Annotated in this window: 25 protein-coding genes and 1 pseudogene; 9 read left to right on the top strand and 17 right to left on the bottom strand. The window is 46.3% G+C overall.

Annotation, left to right across the window (positions count from 1 at the left end):
- Positions 1 to 170 precede the first annotated feature (170 nt).
- The 3 genes from Q4Q50_RS04940 to Q4Q50_RS04930 all read right to left on the bottom strand — a co-directional run bounded on the left by Q4Q50_RS04940 (position 171) and on the right by Q4Q50_RS04930 (position 3943).
- A complete protein-coding gene (locus tag Q4Q50_RS04940; RefSeq protein WP_311898645.1) occupies positions 171 to 1220 on the bottom strand; it encodes an ABC transporter ATP-binding protein in 1050 nt (349 codons plus the stop codon).
- On the bottom strand, positions 1220 to 2851 hold the full coding sequence (locus tag Q4Q50_RS04935; protein WP_311898644.1) for an ABC transporter permease: 1632 nt from the start codon (positions 2849 to 2851) through the stop codon (positions 1220 to 1222). The genes Q4Q50_RS04940 and Q4Q50_RS04935 overlap by 1 nt, the downstream gene beginning before the upstream one ends.
- Positions 2852 to 2935: 84 nt before the next feature.
- Positions 2936 to 3943 carry a Fe(3+) ABC transporter substrate-binding protein gene (locus tag Q4Q50_RS04930; protein ID WP_107949207.1) on the bottom strand — a complete coding sequence of 336 codons (1008 nt, stop codon included), beginning with the start codon at positions 3941 to 3943 and terminating at the stop codon, positions 2936 to 2938.
- Between the two features lie 219 nt (positions 3944 to 4162).
- Between Q4Q50_RS04930 and Q4Q50_RS04925 the strand changes: the two genes are divergently transcribed.
- A complete protein-coding gene (locus tag Q4Q50_RS04925) occupies positions 4163 to 4573 on the top strand; it encodes a hypothetical protein (protein WP_311898641.1) in 411 nt (136 codons plus the stop codon).
- A 14-nt stretch (positions 4574 to 4587) separates the two neighbouring features.
- Here Q4Q50_RS04925 and Q4Q50_RS04920 read toward each other — a convergent pair whose 3' ends face one another.
- The 3 genes from Q4Q50_RS04920 to Q4Q50_RS04910 all read right to left on the bottom strand — a co-directional run bounded on the left by Q4Q50_RS04920 (position 4588) and on the right by Q4Q50_RS04910 (position 6755).
- Entirely contained in the window at positions 4588 to 5184 is a 597-nt protein-coding gene (locus Q4Q50_RS04920) for a glutathione S-transferase N-terminal domain-containing protein (RefSeq protein WP_106651638.1), read from the bottom strand.
- 81 nt (positions 5185 to 5265) lie between these two features.
- Positions 5266 to 6015: a ferredoxin--NADP reductase gene (locus tag Q4Q50_RS04915; RefSeq protein ID WP_311898639.1), complete on the bottom strand. Its 750-nt coding sequence runs from the start codon at positions 6013 to 6015 to the stop codon at positions 5266 to 5268.
- Positions 6016 to 6128: 113 nt separating this feature from the next.
- The gene (locus tag Q4Q50_RS04910) at positions 6129 to 6755 is read right to left on the bottom strand and encodes a DUF5610 domain-containing protein (protein ID WP_311898637.1); all 627 of its coding nucleotides are present in this window, start codon (positions 6753 to 6755) and stop codon (positions 6129 to 6131) included.
- Between the two features lie 225 nt (positions 6756 to 6980).
- Between Q4Q50_RS04910 and Q4Q50_RS04905 the strand changes: the two genes are divergently transcribed.
- From Q4Q50_RS04905 to Q4Q50_RS04895, 3 genes are all read left to right on the top strand, one after another.
- Complete coding sequence (locus tag Q4Q50_RS04905; RefSeq protein WP_311898636.1) at positions 6981 to 7598, top strand: histidine phosphatase family protein; 618 nt, start codon at positions 6981 to 6983, stop codon at positions 7596 to 7598.
- 11 nt (positions 7599 to 7609) lie between these two features.
- Positions 7610 to 9100: an FMN-binding glutamate synthase family protein gene (locus tag Q4Q50_RS04900; RefSeq protein WP_311898634.1), complete on the top strand. Its 1491-nt coding sequence runs from the start codon at positions 7610 to 7612 to the stop codon at positions 9098 to 9100.
- A gap of 151 nt (positions 9101 to 9251) precedes the next feature.
- Complete coding sequence (locus Q4Q50_RS04895) at positions 9252 to 9461, top strand: hypothetical protein (protein WP_006084154.1); 210 nt, start codon at positions 9252 to 9254, stop codon at positions 9459 to 9461.
- Between the two features lie 152 nt (positions 9462 to 9613).
- Here the strand turns inward: Q4Q50_RS04895 and Q4Q50_RS04890 are convergent, their stop codons facing one another.
- Entirely contained in the window at positions 9614 to 9874 is a 261-nt protein-coding gene (locus tag Q4Q50_RS04890; RefSeq protein ID WP_106651643.1) for a hypothetical protein, read from the bottom strand.
- Between the two features lie 77 nt (positions 9875 to 9951).
- Positions 9952 to 11751, bottom strand: coding sequence for an ABCB family ABC transporter ATP-binding protein/permease (locus tag Q4Q50_RS04885; protein ID WP_311898632.1), 1800 nt, complete (start codon positions 11749 to 11751; stop codon positions 9952 to 9954).
- 483 nt (positions 11752 to 12234) lie between these two features.
- Between Q4Q50_RS04885 and Q4Q50_RS04880 the strand changes: the two genes are divergently transcribed.
- Positions 12235 to 12411, top strand: a complete 177-nt coding sequence (locus Q4Q50_RS04880; RefSeq protein ID WP_105250227.1) for a hypothetical protein — start codon at positions 12235 to 12237, stop codon at positions 12409 to 12411.
- 103 nt (positions 12412 to 12514) lie between these two features.
- Here the strand turns inward: Q4Q50_RS04880 and aroG are convergent, their stop codons facing one another.
- From aroG to Q4Q50_RS04855, 5 genes are all read right to left on the bottom strand, one after another.
- Entirely contained in the window at positions 12515 to 13570 is a 1056-nt protein-coding gene (gene aroG / locus Q4Q50_RS04875; protein ID WP_259528976.1) for a 3-deoxy-7-phosphoheptulonate synthase AroG, read from the bottom strand.
- A gap of 373 nt (positions 13571 to 13943) precedes the next feature.
- Complete coding sequence (locus tag Q4Q50_RS04870) at positions 13944 to 15137, bottom strand: tetratricopeptide repeat protein (protein ID WP_311898631.1); 1194 nt, start codon at positions 15135 to 15137, stop codon at positions 13944 to 13946.
- A 127-nt stretch (positions 15138 to 15264) separates the two neighbouring features.
- Positions 15265 to 15603, bottom strand: coding sequence for a hypothetical protein (locus tag Q4Q50_RS04865; protein WP_311898629.1), 339 nt, complete (start codon positions 15601 to 15603; stop codon positions 15265 to 15267).
- A gap of 219 nt (positions 15604 to 15822) precedes the next feature.
- Positions 15823 to 17073, bottom strand: coding sequence for an ammonium transporter AmtB (locus Q4Q50_RS04860; RefSeq protein WP_259574983.1), 1251 nt, complete (start codon positions 17071 to 17073; stop codon positions 15823 to 15825).
- Between the two features lie 10 nt (positions 17074 to 17083).
- Positions 17084 to 17422, bottom strand: coding sequence for a P-II family nitrogen regulator (locus tag Q4Q50_RS04855; protein ID WP_006080143.1), 339 nt, complete (start codon positions 17420 to 17422; stop codon positions 17084 to 17086).
- 344 nt (positions 17423 to 17766) lie between these two features.
- Between Q4Q50_RS04855 and Q4Q50_RS04850 the strand changes: the two genes are divergently transcribed.
- Positions 17767 to 18309, top strand: a complete 543-nt coding sequence (locus Q4Q50_RS04850; protein ID WP_311898626.1) for a hydrolase — start codon at positions 17767 to 17769, stop codon at positions 18307 to 18309.
- Between the two features lie 148 nt (positions 18310 to 18457).
- Here the strand turns inward: Q4Q50_RS04850 and nrfA are convergent, their stop codons facing one another.
- The gene (nrfA, locus tag Q4Q50_RS04845) at positions 18458 to 19861 is read right to left on the bottom strand and encodes an ammonia-forming nitrite reductase cytochrome c552 subunit (RefSeq protein ID WP_012090224.1); all 1404 of its coding nucleotides are present in this window, start codon (positions 19859 to 19861) and stop codon (positions 18458 to 18460) included.
- A gap of 225 nt (positions 19862 to 20086) precedes the next feature.
- Here nrfA and narQ point away from each other — a divergent pair, with 225 nt between their 5' ends.
- Together narQ and Q4Q50_RS04835 are read left to right on the top strand one after the other, a co-directional pair.
- Complete coding sequence (gene narQ, locus Q4Q50_RS04840) at positions 20087 to 21922, top strand: nitrate/nitrite two-component system sensor histidine kinase NarQ (protein ID WP_311898623.1); 1836 nt, start codon at positions 20087 to 20089, stop codon at positions 21920 to 21922.
- Positions 21915 to 22544 carry a response regulator gene (locus Q4Q50_RS04835; protein WP_006084162.1) on the top strand — a complete coding sequence of 210 codons (630 nt, stop codon included), beginning with the start codon at positions 21915 to 21917 and terminating at the stop codon, positions 22542 to 22544. The genes narQ and Q4Q50_RS04835 overlap by 8 nt, the downstream gene beginning before the upstream one ends.
- An 89-nt stretch (positions 22545 to 22633) precedes the next feature.
- On the opposite strand, the gene Q4Q50_RS04830 is transcribed toward Q4Q50_RS04835, so the two are convergent.
- Complete coding sequence (locus Q4Q50_RS04830) at positions 22634 to 23008, bottom strand: YacL family protein (protein ID WP_107404904.1); 375 nt, start codon at positions 23006 to 23008, stop codon at positions 22634 to 22636.
- An 87-nt stretch (positions 23009 to 23095) separates the two neighbouring features.
- Positions 23096 to 23221, bottom strand: a pseudogene (locus tag Q4Q50_RS22420) (YacL family protein); the annotation flags it as partial.
- 254 nt (positions 23222 to 23475) lie between these two features.
- Here Q4Q50_RS22420 and Q4Q50_RS04825 point away from each other — a divergent pair.
- The gene (locus tag Q4Q50_RS04825) at positions 23476 to 24441 is read left to right on the top strand and encodes a zinc transporter ZntB (protein ID WP_012588585.1); all 966 of its coding nucleotides are present in this window, start codon (positions 23476 to 23478) and stop codon (positions 24439 to 24441) included.
- A 131-nt stretch (positions 24442 to 24572) separates the two neighbouring features.
- On the opposite strand, the gene Q4Q50_RS04820 is transcribed toward Q4Q50_RS04825, so the two are convergent.
- The gene (locus Q4Q50_RS04820) at positions 24573 to 25694 is read right to left on the bottom strand and encodes a succinylglutamate desuccinylase/aspartoacylase family protein (protein ID WP_311898621.1); all 1122 of its coding nucleotides are present in this window, start codon (positions 25692 to 25694) and stop codon (positions 24573 to 24575) included.

Raw genomic sequence — 25694 nt, 5'->3', positions numbered from 1 at the left:
CCCACTCTGGAGAAATTAAGGTAACAAGGATGGTCTAAAATATCACCAACCAATACCGCATAGACCCAAGTTAAACGTAAGCAAAAATGTCATACTTTAGTTGGTGATAGCTTATCGCCGTGGCATTAATACCTGACCGCTTAGATTTGCTCTGCACAATATTAATATGCCTAAGATTCAAATAGCACCAGCGAGTGCGGCTCTGTCGTTACCCCGACTTTTTGGCCGATAGTGAGCTGCATCATTTGGCTTCGCACTTCGACATAATAAGCGTGGGAAGCGGCTTCAATTTTGACCCAGTAATGACAAAAAGCGCCTAAAAAACGCCGCTCTGTGATCGTGCCCACACCTTGCTCATCGGCGCTGAGCGTCAATTGCTGCGGGCGCAAAAATACCGTACCGCTGAACTCGCTCGGCAACCCTAATGGCGTGAGGCTGGTTAAATGGCCGATAGGAGTGGCAACTCTGTGTCCATCGAGCACTGCGGCGGGTAAGTAATTACCGCTACCTAAAAAGTCCGCCACATAACGACTGTTTGGGGCGGCATACAAGGCTTCGGCGCTACCATGCTGCACTATAATGCCTTGCTTAAAAATCGCCAAAGTATCAGCAAATACAAAGGCTTCATCCTTACTGTGGGTGACAAACACCGCGCTAACATTACGCTGTTTCAAAATGCTGCGAATTTCCGCCATCATTTCGTAGCGCACTTGGGCATCGATATTAGAAAAAGGCTCATCGAGCAGTAATAACTGCGGCTCATAGGCAAGTGCCCGCGCAATCGAGACGCGCTGCTGCTGACCGCCAGATAACTCATGGGGATAACGCTGAGCTAAGCCTTCGAGTTTGACTAAGGTTAGCATGTCATCCAACCGTGCCTGACGCTCGCCGGCCAACAATTTAGCCACGCCAAAAAGGATATTCTCCGCCACAGTTAAATGGGGGAAAAGCGCATAGTCTTGGAAAATCATGCCGATACCGCGCTGCTCGCTGGGCAAAAACTGGCTGTCGCCACTCACAACGCGGCCATTGATCTGGATTTCACCTTGGCTAATCGCCTGTAAGCCCGCAACCGCCCGCAACAGTGTGGTCTTGCCGCAACCGCTGGGACCTAACAGTGCAAGGATTTCCCCTTGGTCGAGGGTCAAACTCAAACCTTTGAGTACTTGCTGGCCCTGATAATCGCTATGAACTTGCATGAGCTTGAGCGTGTTTGCCATCAGCTGTGTTGCTCCAATGAACGGTTTAAATAAATCAGCGGCACTAAGCCCACCAGTACAATGACAATCGCGGCTAAGGCACCGTGCTCGAGTTTTTCATCGGACACAAACTGGAAAACATAGGTTGCAAGGTTTTCAAAACCGATAGGTCGCAGTAATAATGCTGCGGGCAGTTCCTTCATGCTTTCGATAAACACCAATAACGCGCCCGCAAACAATCCCTTGCCAAGTAGAGGTAAATGCACTCTTTGCAGCAACTGCCGTGGGCCTTGGCCCATAGTCAGGCTCACCATGTCCAGCGATGGCGAGATGCGTTTATAGCTACTTTCAACGCTGCCGATAGCAATCGCCACAAAACGTACGCAAAAGGCAAAAATCAACGCAACTACGCTGCCCGTCAGGATAAGTCCTGGGCCGTCTAAACCAAGCAGATCCGCCAGATCATTAATCGCAAAATCGAGCATAGTGAGCGGCACTAATACGCCGATAGCGAGCACAGTGCCGGGCAAGGCATAACCCGTCGAGGCTAAACGTGAGGGCAAGGCATCACTGGGTCTTGGGCTTATCCGGCGTACAAACATGAGCAGCAAAGCGATTAAGCAACAAATTAAGCTAGTGATCAGCGCAAGGCTGAGACTGTTAAGGCTTAACTGCCAAAAACTCTCATCCCAGCTTTGTTCAAAATAACCAATGGCATAGGATAATAGAATCCCAAAGGGCAGCAAAAAGGCTAATAGCAGCAGAGTGGCACAAAAGCTCAGTGCAACTGCGGTTTGCACTGTCGAGAGTCGATACAAATCACTGGCTTGGATGCGCGATTGCTTTTGGAATAACTGCTGTTTGCGGCGGGCGAAACGCTCAAATCCAATCAGGCTAAACACCACCAGCAAGATAATCGCCGACAACTTAGCGGCGGCGGTCAGATTGCCATAACCCAACCAAGTGTCGTACACGGCCGTGGTTAAGGTTGGCACGGCAAAATAGTTAACCGTCGCAAAATCGGCGGCCGTTTCCATCGCCACCAAAGCCACGCCAACCGAGAGTGCTGGCCTTGCCATAGGCAATGAAAGCCGCCAAAAACTCTGCCACGGCGAACAGCCCATAATGCGCGAAGCATGGGCCAAACTTAAGGATTGCTCCATAAACGCGGTACGCGCCAAGAGATAAATATAGGGAAATAATACCAGCGACAACATGCACGCCGCGCCGCCTAAGGTGCGAATATCGGGGAAGAAATAATCCTGCGGTGAGCTCCAGCCAAATATTGATCTCAAGCTGCGCTGCACTGGCCCCGCATAATCGAGCAAATCGGTATAAACGTAGGCAACAATATATCCCGGCATAGCGAGGGGCAGTAATAGCGCCCATTGCAAATAACGCCTACCGACAAATTCACAGCGAGCCATCAACCAAGCACAAGGTAACGCGAGTAATAACGCGCCCAAACTCACCCAAAAGATCAGCAATAAACTGTTGATGATATAAGTTGGCAGAACCGTTGCCATCAAGTGGCCAAACACGGCTTCATCAGGCTGCAAAGCCTGCAATATCAGCGCAACCAGTGGCAACACCAGTATGGTGGCGACCGCATAACCAGCAAGCGACCAGCTTCTGGCTAATCCTAAAATCATGTCAATCCTTAAAAAGTTACAGCGCCAATCAATGGCGCTGATAACCTAGTTCTGCAATTTGTCACTAGTGCTTAACGTCAAATGCTAGAGATCAAACTGCACTTCATCTAATAACTTAACTGCCGCTTGGTGATATTCAGCCAATTTAAAAATCGGCAATTGATCCGACTTAAACTCCCCCCATGAAGCCACTAAGGTTGAAGGTGCCACATCGGCTTTTACTGGGTATTCCATATTCACTTCAGCATAGGCCTTTTGAGCCACATCGGCGGATAGAAATTCCATCAATTTGATCGCATTGGCTTTATTAGGCGCATGACGAGTTAACACCATGCCAGAAACGTTCACATGAGCACCGCGATCGGCTTGGTTCGGGAAGTTAATAGTGACGGCCTCGGCCCAGCTTTTTTGCTCAGGGTCTTGCATCATGTTGCCGTAGTAATAGCTGTTACCGATGGCGATATCACATAAACCTTCTTTTACCGCTTTCACTTGGGCTCTGTCGTTACCCTGTGGCTTGCGCGCTAAGTTACTCTTCACGCCAGTCAGCCACGTTTTAGCCTCAGCTTCACCATGGTGAGCAATCATAGATGCCACTAATGCTATGTTGTATGGATGCTTACCGCTGCGGGTACAGATTTTGCCTTTGTATTTAGGATCGGCGAGTTCTTCATAGGTGATTTGCTGCGGCCCTAAACGGTCTTTCGCCGTATAGAGATTTCGTACTCGCATGGTCAGGGCATACCACTGGCCATCGGGGTCACGATACTGAGCAGGAATGTTGCTTTCGAGTTGGATATTTTTAACTGGTGAAGTCAGATCTTTATCGACTAATTCAACTAGACGCGAGAAATCAGAGGTCAGCACCAAATCTGCTGGGGATAAACGACCTTCACGGGCGAGACGCTCAGCAATACCATCTTTTGCAAAGACCAAATTAACGCCTATGCCGGTTTCTTCGGTGAAACGCGTCAAGATAGGCTCCACCAAGAAGGCTTGACGATAAGAATAAACGGTTAATTTATCATCTGCATTCGCTGAATGCCCAACCGACATTAACCCAACAATAGCCGCGCAAGTTACCCATTTCATTACTCATTTCTCCCCAAAGTGATGATATGTTCAGCGAGTGTGAACATGGCCGCATTAATGATAATGCTTATCAGTAGCGCAAGAGTAATAGATGGATATGCAGAGAGCAATAGTCCATTTAACTTTTTGTTTTTAATGAATTTAAATTCAAAACTGGTGATTATCTCAAATCAAACTAAACTGAACCTTAATTTGCTTAAAATGCTTTCAGGAGGCGTCATGTTAACTGTTTTGCTACTATGTATAGTCGCAGTAGCGCTATTTGGCCTATTTAAACTCAATACTGGTCACAAGCGGCATAGACACTATGCTAAAGCGGTAAATCAACACGCGGATAGAACTAAGCCGCATCATCATTTTCACAGTGTAAGCATAGTGAATGACGGCAGTTGCTGTGAGCAGGCTGAAACACTGTCTGGAAAACGTTTTTTATCAAAGGATGCACCGGAAATCCCGATGGAAGAATGCACTATGACCCAGTGCCAATGTCGCTATCAACACCATGAAGATAGGCGTCAAATAGGGAATGACCGTAGAGTCGAATATGGGGTTACACGGGAATTATTCGGCGCTTTTGGAGAACAAAACCGCCGTGATAGACCAAAGGGAAGACGCGCAACCGATGGCTGAGCATCTCCATCCAGTTATTGGGGACGGGTTTGGATAAACGCGGGGAGATTACGCATCTCACTAAACCAAAGTGCCGTCGCAGGGGCAACCTTGCGCCAATCTAACTCTGGATGTCTAAAGTCCACATAATCAAGCAAGCAAATCAAGGCTAATTGCGGTGCCTGAATCGTGGTTTGGGTGATGACGGTTTGCAGCTCAACCTGCATAAGACCACGCAGCAATGCTTGTTCAAAGCGAGCCGTCCAAAAAGCCGATCTCACGCCTTCATCTTCACGCATCTGCTCTTGGCGTAATTTCACCGCGCTATCGATTAAGCCTTTTATCAAAGAATATTGACACTCCAACACCCAGTTATGACTTGAGATGCCAAACATCTTACGATCGCCAAGCTCAGCATCTAGGTAGCGCATAATCACTTCGCTATCGAATAACGCCACGCCATCGTTAGTGATGAGACACGGGATCTGTCCTAGCGGGTTAGCATCGAGTAATTCGGCACTGTTTTCAAAGGGATTGACTAGCTGCTCTTCAATATTGTTAATTCCTAAATACTGGATTAAGGCTCTAACACAACGGGCGTAGGGTGAAGCTTGAGAACTTAACAACTTCATCAAAAATTTCCTTATATTTGCATTAAACGCTATGGCTATTTAGGAGCGAAAACGGCTTGCTCCCACCCATATAAAATGGGATCACCAATATTTCTCTACGGTAATTTGTCCGGGAGCACGACGTAAATTCTTCACTAATCCCTTATCGAGTAAGGCGCTTTGCGCGCCATTGATCATTCCGGGATTGCCACAAATCATAACTTGGGAATCAGCAGCACTTAAGGTTACTCCTGCCTTTTTTTCAATCTCACCCGAGACCAGGCCCTCGGGTATACGACACTGCAACGCATCGGCAAAGGGTTCACGGGTCACACTCAAGACTAATGTAAACTGTGCTGGGTATGTGCGTTCTAACTCACGCAGCTTATCAAGATACGCCAAATCCTGCGCCTCGCGCACGCCATACACAAGTACGACTTTTTCGAAACGCTCCCAAGGTTCATGGGTGTCGAGCATAGACAAAAATGGCCCTACCGCTGTACCTGTAGCCAAAAACCATAAGTGTTTGCCTTGAAGTCCACCCTTAGGAATTTCCACTAAGGTCATAAAACCAGTCGCGGTTGAGGTAATTTCAATTTCATCGCCTATGCCAAGGTTTTGCAATTGCGGCGATAACAGGCCGTCCTCTACCGCGACTGCGAGCACTTCGGCATAGGGTTTATCGGGAGAATTGACTAAGGAGTATGCTCTGGCAACACGCTTATCATCTTGCATTTGACTTAACTTGATAAACTGGCCAGGAATAAATGGGGCTAACTCGGCGGCGATGCGCAATGAAAATAACTTATCGCTCCAATCAATACGTTCTATAACTTGTCCCCTAGTCCACATAGCGTACCCTCAAGCGAAACGTTAAATAGGCTTCCAGCATAGACTTTTTTCCGCATAACAAAAACCCCTTATGATAAGGGGCTTATGGCGATAGAACCGAAAACAACAGAGCGTTAACTGGCACTCGATTGTGTCTCATCTGTCTTCTTATTAAAACTATCTCTAAAGGCCTGTAGTCCCTCTTGCACTAAACCATAGGTTTTATCGACACCATCGGCAATATCCCCCTGCAAGACTCTAAGGCCAGACAGAATGTCTTTCGCTTCTTTAAAGCCGTTATCAATTGCACCACCAATAATTCCCATAAAGCTATCGAGTTGCTCATCTAAGCTCATACCCGAATTTTGTTGCTGGTGAATGCTAAAAAACTGCGTCGCAAAACTCACGATACGATCTGCAGTCGCTTCTGGCGATGTATCTACGCCATTATCGTAAGCAGTTTGAATCGCGTTCTCGCCCATAGTAGGCGCTAACTCTTTATTAATCGACTCTATCGCAGCGCGATAAAGCAAGATCATAGACTGATCGCCTGACTTGATATTCACATCTTGCTGTGCCGATAAAATCGCTTGATTCATCAGCTGCTTACTCGTTTGCTGCGCGGTTTGTTTCGAGGTCACTTCGGTGGTTTTCGCGTCCTTCGAATCACTCACTTCGGTACCCTTAGGCGCCGTATTTTCAGCATATTTTTTCTGCGGCAAAGGGGTACTTTGCACTTGAGAGGGTTTATTGATTTCCATGATGACTATCCATTCAATTCGGGTCGACTTTATTATCGACCAAAATTTGACCAGCTTTAGTAATTTTTAGAATTGAAGTACCATCGTGACCACAAGGTCATGATAAGGCCCGCATAAATTGAGTGGGTTTATTCTGTATAAAGTGCATAAAGCGCCATCCACCCGCATGCAGATCATTACTATCGTCGAGCTTAGAGATAAGCCAATAGAAAAGGATGTTACACCATGGCAGCAGGCCGCAATTTGAGTCATTTCCGCTTTCACGTGTTTACACAAATGCTTAAGTGCACTATTGAGCACTATACGAGCATCAATATCAAACGCCTTAGTTTGCTCACCGGTCTTATTATCTTAACTTGCCTCAGCCTCGCCCCGATTAGCCAAGCCCATGCTGAAAACAGGCTGATTATTTTAGTCAGACATGCCGAAAAAGCCGACACGCCAGCCAATGACCCACAGTTATCGCCCAAGGGGGAAATGCGCGCAACGTCACTGATCACCGCCTTGAACCGCACGCCATTGTCGCAACTCATCGCGACTCAATACCTGCGAACCCAGCAAACACTCGCGCCTATCGCCGAGGCTCGCCATTTGCCCGTGACGATAGTCGAGGCAGCCAAACCTATCGAAGAACATATTCAGCTGATTGTCGAACAAGTGCATGCGGTACGAGGTAATACGCTCATCGCTGGTCATTCAAACACAGTGCCATTGATCATCAAAGCCCTTGGTGGACCTGAGGTCCAAGAAATCGGCGAAGAGGACTACAGCCAGCTGTTTTTGCTCTCTCTCAATGATGGCCAACCCGCGAGCTTGATCGCCACCCGTTACGGACAAGAATAAGGATAAATAACATGAGTGAACTCAATTGGTTTATGTGGGGACTCGATCTGTTTTCAGGACTATTTTTGATCGTCATCGGCTTCGCAGTACTCGCCGTTATTTACATGTATATCGCAGATAAAATGCAGACTAAACAAGCAGTAAGGCATAACTATCCCGTGATTGGTCGTTTTCGATATCTGTTCGAAAAACAAGGTGAGTTTTTCAGGCAATACTTTTTCGCCCAAGACAGGGAAGAATTGCCCTTCAACCGTGCTGAACGCAGCTGGGTTTACCGCGCCGCTAAAAATGTTGATAGAACCATAGCCTTTGGTTCGACTCGCCCCTTGGATACTGCCGGTACTATCATGTTTATGAATACCGCCTTCCCGACCCAAGATGAAGATATTACTCCTATTCACCCGCTGACGATTGGCACTCACTGTCGTCAACCTTATACCACTCAAGCCATTTGCCATATTTCAGCCATGAGTTTTGGCGCCCTATCGCGCCCAGCTATCACCGCCCTTTCCCATGGCGCAGCGCAGGCGGGTTGCTGGCTTAATACGGGTGAAGGCGGTTTGAGCCCATATCATCTCAAAGGTGGCTGCGATCTCGTCTTTCAAATTGGAACAGCCAAATACGGTGTGCGAAATGAACAAGGACATTTAGACGATGAAAAACTGAAAGCGATAGCGATTCATCCTGAAGTCAAAATGTTCGAAATTAAAATGAGCCAAGGCGCAAAACCTGGCAAGGGTGGCATTTTACCCGGTATTAAAGTGACCGCTGAGATTGCCCATATTCGCGGTATTCCAGAGGGGCACGACTCAATCAGCCCCAATGGCCACATCGAATTTAAGTCAGTAAACGATATTTTAGATATGGTCGAGCGAGTTCGTGAAGTCACAGGTAAACCTACCGGCATTAAAGCCGTACTCGGCGATGTACAGTGGCTGGAAGATTTATGTGATGAAATTGAACGCCGCGGCGAAGACTCTGCCCCCGACTTTTTCACCTTAGACAGCGCCGATGGCGGCACGGGCGCAGCGCCGCAACCGTTAATGGATTATGTCGGATTACCGCTGAAAGAAAGCTTACCTATCCTAGTCAATATCTTGATCCAACGCGGCTTGCGTAAACGCATCAAAGTCATTGCCTCAGGCAAACTTATCGTTCCATCTAGAGTCGCTTGGGCTTTGGCATTAGGTGCTGACTTTATCGCATCGGCCCGTGGCAACATGTTTGCCCTCGGCTGTATTCAAGCCTTGCAATGTAATAAAGATACCTGTCCAACGGGTATTACTACGCATAATCCAAAACTACAACAAGGGCTAAATCCTAGGGATAAATCGACGCGGGTCGCTAACTATAATCATAATTTACACCATGACTTAGCGCTAATCGCGCACTCTTGCGGTGTGACAGAGCCAAGACAACTTAAGCCTTCACATGTACGAATTGTGCTCGATAGCGGTTTATCTATCTCGCTCGACAAATTCTATTCGCACATGGATAAATAGCCGCAAACCCTTGCGGTTATTAGCCAGTACAACTTTTGTCTATATGAGTTTTACATAAGGTATATTTGAATGCGTATCACAAAAGAGGTAAGATCCGTGAGGTGAGGCGTTATCCAAATACCTTACCCACAATTGAACTTAAGGAAACACTTTGAAATCTAGCTTCGTAAGCCAACTGCCCGCCAGTAAAACTGTAAGCACGAGCTGTAAGAGCTGTAATCGCCTGACTGAGATCGAAGGCGAGCTTGTGTGTTTTCGTGAAGGACAGATCATTCGACTCACCTTGATCGATGAGTCAGCACCTAAATTGAATCTTTTATGTGAAGGTTGGAAAGCTGGCAAGCTGAATGGCGTAGCTTAATTCGGCACTATTGGTCTTAAACAATTGGTCTTAAACAAAATATAAAACGTTAGAGCAAAATGACTCTTCCTTGAGCATCGAGAATAGTTGCTCACCACTACCCTCCCACATTCTCATCAAACGCTGACTTTCTAACGCATTTTCTATGATGTTTAGCGCATGCTCATCATATAGTCACTTGTCGGCACATGCATATCGCGGATCACGCCCGCAAGTACCATCTCTGGATTGACCTTAGCCAAAGTAAGACACCGAGTCGTCACCAGTAGACCCGCATTCAATTCAGCATGAATACGTTGCAGCGAATCATAATCAACACCACGTTTTTTCAATGTCGCCATGATGGCAAACCAATCAGTGGCGACTTTTTCTTCTTTGCCTTCAATGTTCACTCTCAGTGCAATATTTTCCATGCCAGATCTCTTCCGATTGATGTGTTGGCATTTGAGTATAGAGAGCCGAAGCTGAATAAAGACTGAACTGTATTACGCTATTCACTGCTCAGATGAGTATGTTGCTGCTCATTTTGTATACGCCATAATTTGGCATATAGACCATTTGCCACTAACAAAGTCTGGTGATTACCCTGCTCAACAATTTCACCTTGGCTCAATACAACGATTTGGTCAGCATCGACAATCGTAGATAATCGATGTGCCACCACAAGGCTGGTATGCCCTTTAGCGACTTCCCGCAGTGCCGACAAAATCGCTTGCTCGGAGCGGCTATCGAGTGAGGATGTTGCCTCATCAAACACTAGCACGGGCGAGCCCTTTAAAATGGCTCTGGCTATCGCAACCCGCTGTTTTTCTCCGCCAGAGAGCTTTAAGCCGCGTTCACCCACCTTTGTATCCCACCCAAGGGCAAGTGATGTAATAAATTGCTCTAAGTGCGCTAATTTAATTGCGTTGCGCACCTCTTCATCCGTCGCGCTTGGGCGGCCATAGCGTATGTTCTCAACTAATGAATCGTTAAACAGCACAGTATCCTGCGGCACGATAGCGATGGCCCGTCGCAGCGCATCTTGCGTCAAATGACGGATATCTTGTCCATCGATTTTAATCGCGCCTTGGTCCACATCGTAAAATCGAAATAGCAGTTTAATCAGCGTCGACTTACCAGCACCACTATCACCAACTACGGCCACCTTTTTCCCCGCAGCAACCTTAAAACTCACGTCCCGCAGAATTTGCCGCTCGTCGTAGCTGAAATTCACATTTTCAAATACCAGCTCGCCCTTGGTGGGCTGAAAATCGAGTGCTTGGGGTGAATCGACTATCATGGGATGTTTATCGAGCAGGCTAAACATACGTTCAATATTGGCTAAGGCGCCGCGAATTTCGCGATACACGAAACCTAAAAAGTTAAGGGGTAAAAAGAGCTGCATCATAAACGCATTAATCAACACAAAATCACCTAAGGTCATATCGCCATAGGTAACTCTGTATGCCGCCAGCGCCATCATTGCTGTCATCGCCAGAGCGATAATCACAGCTTGTCCGCCATTAAGCGCAAACAAAGATAAGCGGTTTTTACGTTTAGCGACTTCCCACTGTTCTAGCGCTTGATCGTAGCGCTGCGACTCATACTTCTCATTATTGAAATACTTAACGGTTTCGTAGTTCAGCAAACTATCAATCGCCCGCGTATTTGATAAAGAGTCAGCCTTGGCGGCATCACGTACATACTCAGTGCGCCATTCGGTCGCGACCACAGAGAATATGATGTAGGCCAACACAGCAATAAAGGTGATTGCCGCAAACGCAATCCCGTAGTTATAGAAGAAAATGCCAATCACCATGACAATTTCGAGCAAGGTCGGCACTATGTTGAACACCATAAACCGCATGAGGAAACTCACGCCACTGGTGCCGCGCTCAATATCACGGGATAAACCGCCGGTTTTGCGCTCTAGATGAAAATCGAGATCAAGTCGGTGTAAATGCTCGAATACCGCTAAGCCTAAACGGCGGATCGCCCGCTCAGTCACCCGACCAAACAAGGTATCGCGGATCTCCCCCGTAATCGCCGTCAGTAAACGAATCGCACCATAGGCCAACACCAATCCCACGGGCACACTGAGGGCTTGCGCGGTTTTATCGGCATCTAAGGTGTCGACCAAATGCTTCAAAATAAAAGGCAAAGCCACGCTGGTCAGCTTAGCGATGATGAGGCATGACATCGCCAGCGCAATACGGCCTTTGTATTCCAATAAGTAAGGCCAAAGCAGCTTCATGACGTGCCAGTTTAATTTATCGACTGGACCTTCAAAATATAACGTTGGGCGCATAGGACATAACCTTGAATGAGTTATGTCAATTGTAACAGTACAAACCAGACTTAAGCTAAACGAAACGAGCAAAGCTTGAATAAAATCAATCAGATTTTTCTGACAGACAAATAGACTTATTCACGACACAATGCACAGCTATTCTGATCCGATGAAAAGCCAAGCTGTCATACTTACGTATTACACTGGCATATTCATAATAAATGAATTTATACTGATTTCTGTGCTGGTATAAATACCGATAGCTTGCGTTTGACTTGACCTCTGCGCCGTATGACAGAAGACAAGTTTGCTATGGGGAAAGGCTTAGCTCAACCTTACTGCTGTTGATTATTTTTGCAGTTTTGCCCAAAATGCCATGGAGGCGGTTATACAAATCGATAGAATTTGTTAACCTCTACGCGCTAGATTTTGCGATTCATACGCCCAAGCTCTAGCGAGAACATTAAGACAAACAAATTAAATAAGATCAAAGGAAGCTTTATGTTGGATTCCGCTAAAGTTCAATACCCGCCATTACCACTGATCCAAACTTGGGTGTGGATGATGATCGAATCAGGCAATCCAGAGATACAAGATAAAGGTAGAAACAACCTTATTGCCGCCTTTGGTAGCTTAGCCAAAGCAAATGAATACATTGTTGAAATAAGCAATAAATAGATAAAACAAAGGCGCCGGGATAGCGCCTTTGTTTTTACTTTACCCGCAATCGTTAACGACTAATTCAGGTATCGTTGCGGTTTATGTTCTCACGAACAGATAATTAAACCTGACGGCGTTCGATAATACTCTGATTCAAAATGGCCAACAGGCGCTCGGTATCATCCCAACCGATACACGCATCGGTAATGCTCTGACCATAACACAGCTCTTGGCCTTCAATTAAATCCTGACGACCTTCCACTAAATGGCTTTCGACCATAACGCCAAAAATAGCAGTATTCCCCGCCGCCACTTGACCTGCCACATCTTCGGCCACCACTAACTGACGTTGATACTCTTTACTACTATTGGCATGGCTAAAGTCGATCATAATGTTGTCAGCAAGCTGAGCTTTTAATAACTGTTGGCTAATTTCAGCGACATGCGGCGCACTGTAATTAGGCTCGCGGCCGCCACGTAAAATAATGTGGCAATCAGGATTCCCTTTGGTCGAAACGATCGCCGAATGGCCTAACTTAGTCACAGATAAAAAATGGTGCGGTGCATTGGCAGCACCTATCGCATCGATAGCGACTTTAATGGTGCCATCGGTCCCATTTTTAAAACCGACCGGACAAGAAAGACCCGAGGCTAATTCTCTGTGCACTTGTGACTCAGTTGTTCGGGCGCCAATGGCTCCCCAGCACATTAAATCTGCCATATATTGCGGGGTGATCATGTCAAGAAACTCACCCGCGGTTGGCATACCGCTGTCGTTCAAGTCCACTAACAACTTACGCGCAGTACGTAAACCATCATTGAGTTTAAAGCTGTTATCCATGTAAGGATCGTTAATCAGCCCCTTCCAACCTACTGTGGTTCTTGGCTTTTCAAAATACACTCGCATCACGATTTCGAGTTGATCTTTATACTGCTCACGCAGCGTAACCAGACGCTGACCATATTCCAACGCCGCTTTGGGATCGTGGATAGAACAAGGTCCAATTACCACTAACAGGCGATCATCAGACTTAGCCAGAATATTGTGGATACTATTTCGCGCATTAAACACAGTCGCAGAGGCTTTTTCGGAAGCAGGAAATCGTTCTAGAATCGCGATAGGAGGAAGTAACTCTTTTACTTCTTTAATGCGAACGTCATCATTTTGGTAATACATAATTTTACTGCTCCAACTCTGGTGTTTTAGGCTATTTCTATCGCTGCGATAAGGGATCTCAACTGCAATACTGAGTTCAATTTATCGAGTCTCAAGCGCCAATGCAACCAAGTTGTCTCCATTTCAAAAAATCAAATATAACTTATTGTTTTAATATATTTTAAAAAAATCAAAATTCAAATATGCCAGCTAACTCACAGCCTTAATGAACAAAATCGAATATGGCGGATAAAAAGCAAGCGGGGAATGATTGCGGCAAGTACGAGTGAGCTATCCATGCCTGTCAGCTAAGATATTAACGACTAAACGCTTGAATGAGTGCAATTGATCCAGCTCTCTATGCAAGAGAACTGGATGCTAGAGCAGGCCAATACTAATGGTGCATCATGACTTGTAACTTGTTTTGATAGCGATGACGCTCTGAATCATCACGGCTCAAAGCCAGCGCTTTTTCCATATTCAGTTTGGCACGCTTTTCATCCCCCAGCGCCCAATAGGTTTTTGATAAACCGAAGAAGAATTCATGCCGATAATCAGCTTTGGCCAACGCCCTTTGATACCATGCTAAAGCCTCGTCGTATTGATGTTCATCGAAGGCTTGCTGCGCCATATCATAGTAATAATAAGGATTACGTATCCTTGCTAATTCAAGCACTTTATTGATTTCAGCCCATTCATCAAGCCTGCCCTGATCCCCTAAAATCAAAGCTAAGTTATAAAGCGTGGTTAAATTTTTCGCCTCAAACTTAAGCGCATAGCGATACACTTTTTCGGCCCGTTTCTCATCCCCTTTATGCCGATAAATAATGGCGAGCGTATTGAGTGAGGGGACAAACTGGCCGACATTTAAACCCGCTTTGATGAGGGCATAGGCCCTATCTAAATCGCCATTCACTAAAGACTCTGCCGCCATGTTATTGTAAAACATGCTGATCAAGGTTTGCTTATTCACTCGGGTCTTACCATACCCTCGTAGGGCGCGCTCGGGCATGAAGTCCACTAAGATTGCTGCGGATGACACATAGACTGAATGTAAATTCTCGGGCGGAAGTAAGCGTAAGTTCACATGACCATTGATTAAATAGAAATCCCCTTGCTTGTCCCATATGGGTTCAATAGCGATATCTTGATACTCAGCGCCCACATTCAATATATCCGCCAACGCAGAAGTCATGACCACTAAGGACATGCAATTCCCTGCCCTTTGGGCGTAGGTTTCACGGGCAATTTGGGTCAGGTTATCTTGGTAGCGAAAATCAATTTTAGCGCTATTGGTTTGGCTGGCATTGATATAACTGGCTAACCATTCGTTGGCTAACATGGCGTTATTATGGGAAAAAGTATATTTGTCATAGCTACGCTTTACATCTGTTACCACCTCAGGCGGCAGATAAAAAATATCCGCAACGGAAGGAATATCGGCGACAGGGGTAAACAATGAATCGGCAAGTAGCGACTCAAGATCAGACGGATCAGGCGCGATGGTCGTCGAGCTACAGGCAACCAACTGACTGAGTACAGTGCCCATTATGGCACTCAGGTATACGGCTCGGAATAGTTTTGACATATGTCCTCCCACACCATTAGCTCCTATTTGAGCTTATTACAAATGGCGAAAAAGACGACATAAAATGGTTACAAAAAATGACAATCGCTATCGTTAAAAAATAACTATAAGTGATTTAACACGTTAGTTACTGCGAAGGTTGATCAACCTCTATGTATAGCTCACGCTGCTGGTAATGGTATGGCCGATAGTTATGCTCCCCACAGGTAAAATAGCGATAGGGCTTCATCACAGTAATACAACCTAAGGGTAAAGCCTGCAGAATTTGGATCTGCTGTTGACGACGAAGCGACTCCTGCCACTCAAAATCCTTGAGCACTTGATCACGCACAGCAAAGGCATCGACAGGCTCACTCGAGCGGTTAACTATGATTTCCCCTGCTAAGGCAGATACTGATATCAAGCCAGCAATAACGATAAGGCTGAGTCGCGTAAATTGACCGACAGCTGTGGCATGTAAGCTCATAGTTCACCCCTCTGTTCGTGCAGTAAATACTGTAGGTAAATAGTGTAGGTAAATCATGCTGTAAGGTAATGCACGGCAGCCTGCTTAAGCCCCACTCTAAACCGCCTTGAGCTTAACCCATGACCAAGCCCCATAAAAAAGCAGAGCCTAAGCTCTGCTTTACTATCCCTCGATCCACGCTAGGCATCAAGTTGAATCACCATTCATTCGCCAGTTTACTTAACCAGCATTTTTAACCGTAACAAACTCTGGGTAAGCATCGATACCACAATCAGACGCATCCATACCATTGTATTCTTCTTCCTCAGTCACACGGATCCCCATGGTTTTCTTAATCGCATACCAAACCACAAAGGATGAACAGAATACCCAAGTAAAGATGAAGGCTGCACCGGTCAACTGCCCAGTAATGGTCGCATCAGCGTTGGATAATGGCACACACATTAACCCAAGGAAACCCGCCACGCCGTGTACTGAAATCGCGCCCACAGGATCGTCGATCTTAATGCGATCTAAGCCCACAATAGAGAACACCACTAAACCACCAGCAACCACACCTATCACGCCCGCCATTAACAGTGAAGGTGATAGCGGATCTGCCGTAATCGCCACTAAACCCGCCAGAATACCGTTGAGTATCATGGTTAAATCCGCTTTACCCCAAATCATCTTACATACGATAAGCGCAGAGATAGCACCAAATGCAGCCGCAGTATTAGTATTAACGAACACTTTTGCCACTGAGCTCGCATTCGCCGCATCCGACACCATTAATTGCGAGCCACCGTTGAAGCCAAACCAGCCCATCCACAGAATAAACATACCTAAGGTTGCCATTGGCAAGTTAGATCCTGGGATAGGATTCACTTGACCGTTAGGGCCATATTTTCCCTTACGTGCACCGAGCAATAATACCCCCGCAATCGCTGCAGTCGCACCAGTCATGTGCACAATACCGCTACCCGCAAAGTCCACAAAGCCCAGTTTAGAGATAAAACCTTGGCCCCAAGTCCAATACCCTTCTACCGGATAGATAACCGCTGTCATCACCACAGAGAAGAACAGGAAAGCCCATAACTTCATCCGTTCCGCCACAGCGCCAGAGACAATTGACATCGCCGTTGCCACAAACACCACTTGGAAGAAGAAGTCAGATTCTAATGCATGGCTCGCATCTGATGATTGAGAACCGATTAAGGTACCAATCGATGGCAACCAACCCCCTTCAGTGTTATCCACATACATAATGTTGTAGCCAACCAGCAGATACATCACACAGGCAATCGCGTACAACACCACGTTCTTCGTTAAAATTTCAGTGGTATTTTTAGAGCGAACTAAACCTGCTTCTAACATGGCGAATCCCGCCGCCATCCACATAACTAACGCACCAGAAATCAAAAAGTAAAAGGTATCGAGTGCAAAGCGTAGTTCAGTGACTGTGCCGCCTAATTTTGTTAATTCTTCCATTGTCAGCCCCTTATAGCGCTTCTGTATCGAGTTCACCCGTACGGATACGGATAGCTTGTTCTAAGTCGACGACGAAGATCTTACCGTCGCCAATTTTCCCCGTATGGGCCGCAGTGGTAATGGCCTCAATCAACATGTCGAGATTTTCAGCCTTAGTGGCAATTTCTAGTTTTACTTTTGGCAAAAAATCCACCTGATACTCGGCGCCACGATACAACTCTGTGTGCCCTTTTTGACGGCCAAAACCTTTAACTTCGGTCACCGTCATGCCTTCAATACCTATTCCGGCGATAGCTTCACGGACATCATCCAACTTAAATGGCTTGATGATAGCGCTGACTAGTTTCATCCTGACCTCCAAAAAAACGCGATTGTTATTAACTTGTATCAAAGGTAATTCAATCATTAGGCCAATAATTTAACCTACTGATTATTTTAAACTTTAACTAAAAAAGGTTATTTTCAAAGGTTAAAAATGCACCATAATCGAGCACTAACTGGTGCAACGCACTCTTTTAGTGAGCAGTTTAAGTGCAGCAGCTATTCGACCTTAGGCCTATTGGTAACAAGGTTAAATTGGGGTCTACTGGGTGAAGCGTAAATCGAGATGAAATCTGAGCATCACAGCACAAGCTCTTAGACAAAAGCGAAGATCATCACTAAGACAATCATCAAGCGCAGAAGGAAGGCCCGATGTTAAAACCCGAAGAATGTGTTCTCGTTATCGTCGATGTGCAGGGAAAACTTGCACAAATCATGGATAACAGTGACAAGCTGCACCAACAACTACAGACCTTAATCCAAGGTGCACAATTATTTGAAATACCCATACTGTGGTTAGAACAGCTACCCGATAAACTCGGAGCAACCAGTCCTGAGCTTCAAACCTTGCTGGAGAAAACCGGCTCCCCTATTGCAAAGCAACATTTTAGCGGCTGGCACTGTGAAGATTTTGCGCAGGCACTCACTAAGACGGATCGCAAACACGTCATACTGGCGGGCATTGAGACCCATGTGTGTGTTTATCAAACCTGTTGTGACCTTATAGAACAGCAATATTTAGTGCATCTCGTCGCAGATGGCGTCTCGTCACGCAGTGCCGATAATAAACAACTGGGTATTCAGATGATGACGGCCAGAGGCGCCTTATTAACTAACGTGGAATCGCTATTATTTGAATTACAACATCAAGCCCAAGGCGAGCGCTTTAGGGCATTATTAAAACTGATAAAATAGCAATTCACTCCTTGGCTCTAATGAAGTAAACAGCCCTTGGTTCAGGCATGACGTTGACATTCACTCCCATAAAAAAGCCCTCGCTGAGTCAGCGAGGGCTTTTGCTTACATGAGGGGTTAGCTCAGGTTAAAAACAATTTGTTAAACACTATTTATAAGTGGCTTCGCGTTTTTTCGCTTCTTCATCCCACTTAGGTAACATGTCTTTCTTAAATGCTTCTTTCTCTGCATTCATTTTTTCCATGTCCATACCTAAAGCGGCTTGTGCCTTGGCTTTAGTAGAAATATCTGGGATCGCGACAGGATCTGTGATGCCTTTTTTCGCTAACAATTGCGCTAATTTAACCCGCGCATCTGCCGCTTTATCTACCGCTGTGCCTAGGATACGTAAGACTTCTTCAGGGGCATGCGCAGCAGCGCCGTGTGAAGCAATCGCATAGTCCCAACGCCATTGTGAATGACGGATATCGGTTAGAATTGGCTTCATTTCCGCTTCAGTTGCACCGGCTTTCCAAGCGGCTGCGGCTTCAAAGTGCGCTTTCACTAGTTGCGCTTCGGCGCGGCCTTTTAGCTCTTTCACTTTAGCTTTACGTTCGTTGGTCAAGCCGACTAAGAACTCTTTACTTTGGCTGTGGCACGTCGCGCAGGTTTCTTCAAAACGATCAAATGGGTTACCCACCTTATGATCTGTGTACTTACGGCCCTTGTCGTTGGTCACTTTTGGCATGTGACAATCAACACAGCTCACATCATTCTTACCATGAACACCGAGTTTCCAAGTTTCATAACCAGGGTGCTGCGCTTTTAACATAGGGGTTTTAGACAGCGCATGCGTCCAGTCGGAGAACTCAATACCGTCGTAATAGGTTTCCATTTGCTCAACGGTTGTGCCCATATCCCAAGGGAATTTAACGAAACCTTTTCTGCCTTCTTTTTTCTCGAAATAGTATTCAACGTGACACTGACCGCAGACCATAGATTGCTTGTCTTTTTTAGACGCTTTGGCAAACGGTGTACCTAATGCTTCCATACCACGTTCAGCAAAGGGGCGAGAGATACGCAGTTTAGGCGTGCCTTTCTCATGGCAGTCGCCGCAGCCTATAGTATTGACGACTTCTGGGCCGCCCTTGGCCCATTTACCTTTAAAGTAACCATCTTCGCCTTGCTCTTCAATTAAGCGAGGTACATCAGGGCTCTTACAGCTCCAACAAGCCATAGGCATTGGACCATCTTCCGCGTTGGCTGGTGCGCCAGTTCGCAGAGTGTTACGCACATCCGTAATGGCATACATGTGGCCACGTGGTGCGTTGTAATCTTTCGCAAAACCATAACCTGCCCACAGCACGACTAAGCTCGGGTCCGAGGCTAACACATCGGTATTCTCAGTGCTTTTATCTGTGTCATGCCAGCTAGCGTATTGATTAGCAAATTTGTCTTTATAAACTTCGTTGCGAGGCTCAGTTTTATCACTCGCCATTGCGCCCGCCGCCATGAAGCTGGCGGCAACCAGTGCACTTAGTGCAAAGGACTTACCTGTCATCTTCTTCATCATCTCATCTCCGTGTTGCATTATTGTTGTAAATCACGACATCTCCATGGTCAAACTTAGTGACTTAATCCCGCTAAACATATACCTCTTAGGGGGTATCTAGGTCGAAGTTTGCGCTAGATCAAAATGTAAAGGTGTTGTTGTTCACACTTCTATACTTTTGTTAATGTATTACATTATTTTCTAATGTAAAAACCACTGCAAAGTGCCATAACAGCGGCCATTAAAATGAATAGCGGATTAATGAAACGAGGCAGTCTAACCTCAAAAATCTTAGGATTAATGTTAGTACTCATTCTGCTTTCTAGCAGTTTATCGACCTTTGCTATCATCAATTTGTCTTACAGCTTGGGCGACGCTAAGGCGATTAACGCCTCGGGTTCTTTGCGGATGCAAAGCTATCGATTGATGTTTTACGCCAACTCTGGCAGTGATGCTGCGCTCGATAAAATCATCGAATTCGAAAACACCCTCTATTCCGATACCTTAAAGCCTTCAGATAGTTGGTTTAGTCCACGTAAGATTGCCGATCAATATCAGCTCGTGATCGATAAATGGCTGGTGATGAAATACTACATAGAGCAAGAAAACTCCCGCGACTATGTGGCGTCACTTAAGGACTTTGTCGACACCATAGATTTACTGGTATTGGAGATGGAGCACCACGCCGCCTTTAAACTCAGGCTCCTCGCCGCCAGCCAAATATTAGGCTTAAGCGTCATGCTCATTATCGCCTTTGTGGCGGTGCGTTTTACTAAGAAGAAAGTGGTAATCCCACTGCAAAAGCTTATGGAATCGGCGAATACTATTTCTAAAGGCAATTTTGAAATCGAAATGCCCGAAACCGAATATATCGAACTCACAGCGCTCACCCATGCCCTGCAAAAAACCGCCAAGGAACTCGCTATGCTTTATGGCGATTTAGAGTCGCAGGTGGCAGAGAAAACCTTAGCACTCACTCGGGCCAACAATGAGCTGGCATTTTTATACGATAACTTACTGACATTAAACGCAAATAAGCTCGATTACAAAGCGCTCAAAGCGGCACTAAATCAGTTAAAAGGCTATGAGTCACTCGACTACCTTAGGCTCATTATCCAGTATCCAGAGCAAGAGCTTGAAGTGATTGAGGCCGATGGCGGCTGGCCAGATATGACTCAAGAGAGTACCCGTTTCCCACTGCAATTTGAGCAGGCTAATTTAGGCTATTTAGAGTTAATTGCCGACCAAACACCGAATATCGCGCTATTTAATAATTTCGCGATTATGCTGACTCGCTCAATTGTGATCCACAACGCCACTGAGCAAAGGCAGCAACTGGCGCTGATGGAGGAACGCGGCGTGATCGCACGGGAATTACACGACTCCTTAGGTCAAGTGCTGTCCTTCCTTAAAATCCAAATTAGCTTATTACGCAAAAACTTAGATTGCAGTTGCCGCAGCCCGCTCGTTGAGGCTCAATTAACCGAAATCAATGAAGGCGTGAGCACTGCCTATGTGCAGCTCAGGGAATTGCTGTCGACCTTTAGACTCACGATTAAAGAACCCGATCTAAAAAGTGCCTTAGAGACTATGCTCGAGCAGCTCAGAACCAAGACGAGTATCAAGATCACCTTAGACTATAAACTTGCACCACAATGGCTAGAGGCAAAGCAGCATATTCACATACTGCAGATCACTCGGGAAGCGACCTTAAACGCCATCAAACATGCTGAGGCCAGCCTCATCAATATCCATTGTTATAAGGATGACGAGGGCATGGTCAATATCAATGTTTGCGATAACGGCATAGGTATTGGACATTTAAAAGAACGAGATCAACACTTTGGCATAGGGATTATGCATGAGCGAGCCAGCAAACTTTCAGGTAAAGTCATATTTAGCGACAACGAGATAAGCAGATTTAAACCTGCTACGGCAACCACGATTGAGCAAGGATGCAACGAACAAGACGATACACTCAAGCCTAACCATTCATTCAACCTTGCGCAGCACAGCAAAGGTTCAAGTGGCACTCGAGTGACGCTTATTTTCCCCTCTCAACAGGAGCCTTCAAATGGGTAAACCTTATTCCGTACTTGTGGTCGACGACCATCCCCTCTTACGCAAAGGCATCTGCCAGCTCATTGCCTCAGATCCAGACTTCAGCCTTTTTGGCGAAGCCGGAGGCGGTTTAGATGCATTAACCGCCGTCGCCACCGATGAGCCCGACATCATCTTGCTCGATCTGAATATGAAAGGCATGACAGGCCTAGATACGCTCAATGCCATGCGCCAAGAGGGCGTCACCTCGCGCATAGTGATACTCACAGTTTCCGATGCCAAACAAGATGTGATCCGCTTACTACGCGCCGGTGCCGACGGCTATTTGCTCAAAGATACTGAGCCCGATTTACTGCTCGAAAAACTCAAAAATGCCATGCTTGGCCACAGAGTTATCAGCGATGAAGTGGAGGAATACCTCTACGAGCTAAAAGATGCGACCGATGAGCAAGAATGGATTTCGAGCCTGACGCCAAGGGAGTTGCAAATTCTAGAGCAACTGGCGGAAGGCTTAAGTAATCGGATGATTTCAGAGCATTTACACATTAGTGAAGGCACTGTCAAAGTGCATGTGAAAAACCTACTGCGTAAAGCCAATGCCAAGTCGAGAACCGAAATGGCGGTGCGCTACCTTAATCAGTAATACCTGAGTTTAGCGAGGTATAGCGCAAACAATAAAGGCAATCATATGATTGCCTTTATGTTTTTATCGAACAGAATTTGAATGGACGATTACAGACCTTTCTCGATAAATGTCTGCCAACTCAGTAACGCCAGCTCAAAATCCTCTAAGCCACAATAGGCTTCAGATTCAGCATCATAGAGTGACATCGCCTCTTCTAATTCATACTCTTGCTCGAAACCTAACGTATTCGCAAACACCCGCGCCTGCTCACGCTCTAACTCTAAGGTGAAATCATTACCGACGAGACGCCATGCACCTCGTTTATCGGTTTGAATTTCTTTAATCATGTCTAACACTTGCTGAATTTTGGCTAACTCAGGCCCCAATTCTTCTGTAAACCATTGCCCCAGCACTTCATGATCCATGCTAAAGCTGGCCAGAAAAGTGCCGGTTAAACTGTTACGCCGAAATTCGTATTCCATTTTATTGTCTCTTTGCTCTAAGCCTACTAATGCTAATTTTAACCTATCCTTGCCGAAGTTGCTCGCCCCACGCAGCACAGCCGATTTAATACCAATCGTACAAAATATCTGTTCATTCAGCCGGAGTTCAAGGCTCTTTAGCCAAGGCGAAGGCTTGAAGGCATAGTGGTGCTCTGTCGAAAGCCTTAAACGCAGTATAAAGCGCGTTGCCATGCCGTTAACATCAGCCGCCCTTCGGGAGCCTCACAGGCATCCCACTCCCGTGTTGCATTGGCTTAAAAGGGAATAACCATTCCTGCCTTGGATTGAAATACCTGTGAGGCTCTGAACTGATTAGATATTTAATGTGATTGGTATAACTCTATTGGCGTTGGTCTCATATCCGTTAAGCACAAGTACTGACTTCATTTTCATGGCAAAATCAGTTAGCTTGTTTGTATGATTTTGAAAGTTATATGGAATGCGATATGCACGAAGGATTTATCTACAGTTTAGTGCTAAGCGGCGCCCAAGCGGGTTCCACCTTAAGCTTGGAACAGATCGAAAAATGGGATCCGCAGGATGGTCTACTCTGGTTGCACCTTCGCTATCGCAATAAAAAGGCGCGCCACTGGATACTCAATAGCGGCCTGCCGAAGGTCGAGAGTGATGCCCTACTCGCCCAAGATACTCGCCCCCGCGCCGTTATCGCCGGCGAAGGCATATTGCTCGCGTTACGCGGCGTCAACCTCAACCCCAATTCAGCTCCCGAAGACATGGTGGCCGTGCGTATTTATGCCGATAAACAGCGAATCATATCCACCTGCGATCGCGAGTTACAGTCGGTCAAAGATGTCGCCGAGCTGATCCTTGAGGGCAATGGGCCTGCAACTACGGGCGACTTTATCGTCGCTGTCTGCGAGCGACTCACTAACCGTAAAGTCGAGTTCATCGATAAGTTAGAAGAACAACTCTCTGATTTAGAAGAGCTCGTTGTCTCGGGCAATGTAAAAGACTTACGCACAGATATCGCCGAACTACGCCGCCAAACTGTCGCCATTCGCCGCTATTTAGCGCCCCAGCGTGAAGCCTTTTCAAAAATGATTTCCGAGCAAGTTAGTCTGTTTAACGATTCAGAACGACTTAAACTCAGGGAAACAAACGATAAGCTTATCCGCACCATTGAAGATCTCGATGCCCTGCGCGACAGGGCAAATGTGACTCAGGAAGAATTACTCAGCCAACAATCGGAACAGCTCAATAAACGCTTATATTTCTTATCCTTAGTGTCGGCAATTTTCTTACCATTAGGCTTTTTAACCGGCTTACTCGGGGTCAATATTGGCGGCATACCGGGCGCCGACAACACTTGGGCCTTCGCCACCTTCTGCGGCATATTAATCTCACTCGTCGCCCTACAGATGGCACTGTTTTATCGATTTAAGTGGTTATAGCCTCCTTAAAAACAACAACGCCAATCGATTAGGATTGGCGTTGTTTTCGCTCATTCTTATAAGCTAAGTGATATAAGCGAATTGTTTTGATCCAATGCTTATACGCTAAGCCTTATGATCTAGGCTAGCTATTATGACATCGGCAACTCAAACACATGAGTCATGACTTTATAAAGCTCGGTCCCTTGGTGTACAGACGCCGAAGCAAAGTGCAAAATCGGCACGCAGTCTTGGGGTAAACTGACCGTCTTTAGTTCATCCGCCGTACCGTATAAATCCATACGCAGTAAATTTACTAAGGGCTGTCCCGCAGCCAGTGGTTCACCCACAGGCGCGCGGTATTCCACTAACCCTGAACTTGGTGCGTGATACTTTTTATAGTCTTTAAGGTAACAACCAAAGCGCTGCATTTTAGCGGGGTCAACGGTTTCAGCGATCACGCCGCGGTGGCTTAAATACGCCAAAATCCCTTGGGCATCAAGCAGTGCATCCTCAAGACAGACGCGCTCTTGGCTCGCCAATTCTAAGGTTAACGCCGACACAGCAACGGCTAGATCGCGCCCCTGCGCTTTTGCAAAATCACTTAATTGCCACCAAGGACAAAACGCTGCTTCATCCATGGCGCCACCAAAGGTATTGGGGATAACTAGCGTATAAGGGATCGACAAATACAGCGCAGCAGCTAAGTCATATTCCGGACAATACAAATGCTTACAGGATTTAGGCCCCGTGTGTAGATCGAGCACTATATCCGCGCCGTGGGCCATAATCTGCAGATTAACCGCAAGCCTATGGCCAGTAGTAATGCCCCATTCGTGACGCAACTTTTGCTGACAAGCTTCAACCAAAGTACTGCGATAAGCTTGGATCAGCTCGCTATCACTCAGCTTGGCATGTTCGCTATACCAAGTCGGCAAATCGATAGCATGATTCAAATACTCACGATTCCAGTTCGCCCCCGTAATAGGGTCAAATCGGCCGAGGGTAAACTCACCACTTTTTTGGTTGATCCCAAGGGGATTGGCTAATGGCACTAAGGTGATTTCACCGCGGATGTCACAGAGTTCAAGCTGCTTCATCAACTGATAAATCACCGCATTACCTTGCACTTCAGCGCCGTGGACATTGGCCTGAATATACACTTTGGGGCCAGTCGCCTTATCGTCGCTCGGCTTAAAATGGTAAATAGGCAAGGTGAGCGCTTGCCCTGCGGCAAGCTCGCCAATTTGCAGAGACGATGTTATCGGCAGCAT

Origin of the sequence: Shewanella scandinavica (assembly GCF_031932065.1) — a bacterium.
Lineage (GTDB): Bacteria > Pseudomonadota > Gammaproteobacteria > Enterobacterales > Shewanellaceae > Shewanella > Shewanella baltica.
Note: the sequence above shows the minus strand (reverse complement) of the source record. Positions and strands in the feature narration are given on the sequence as shown.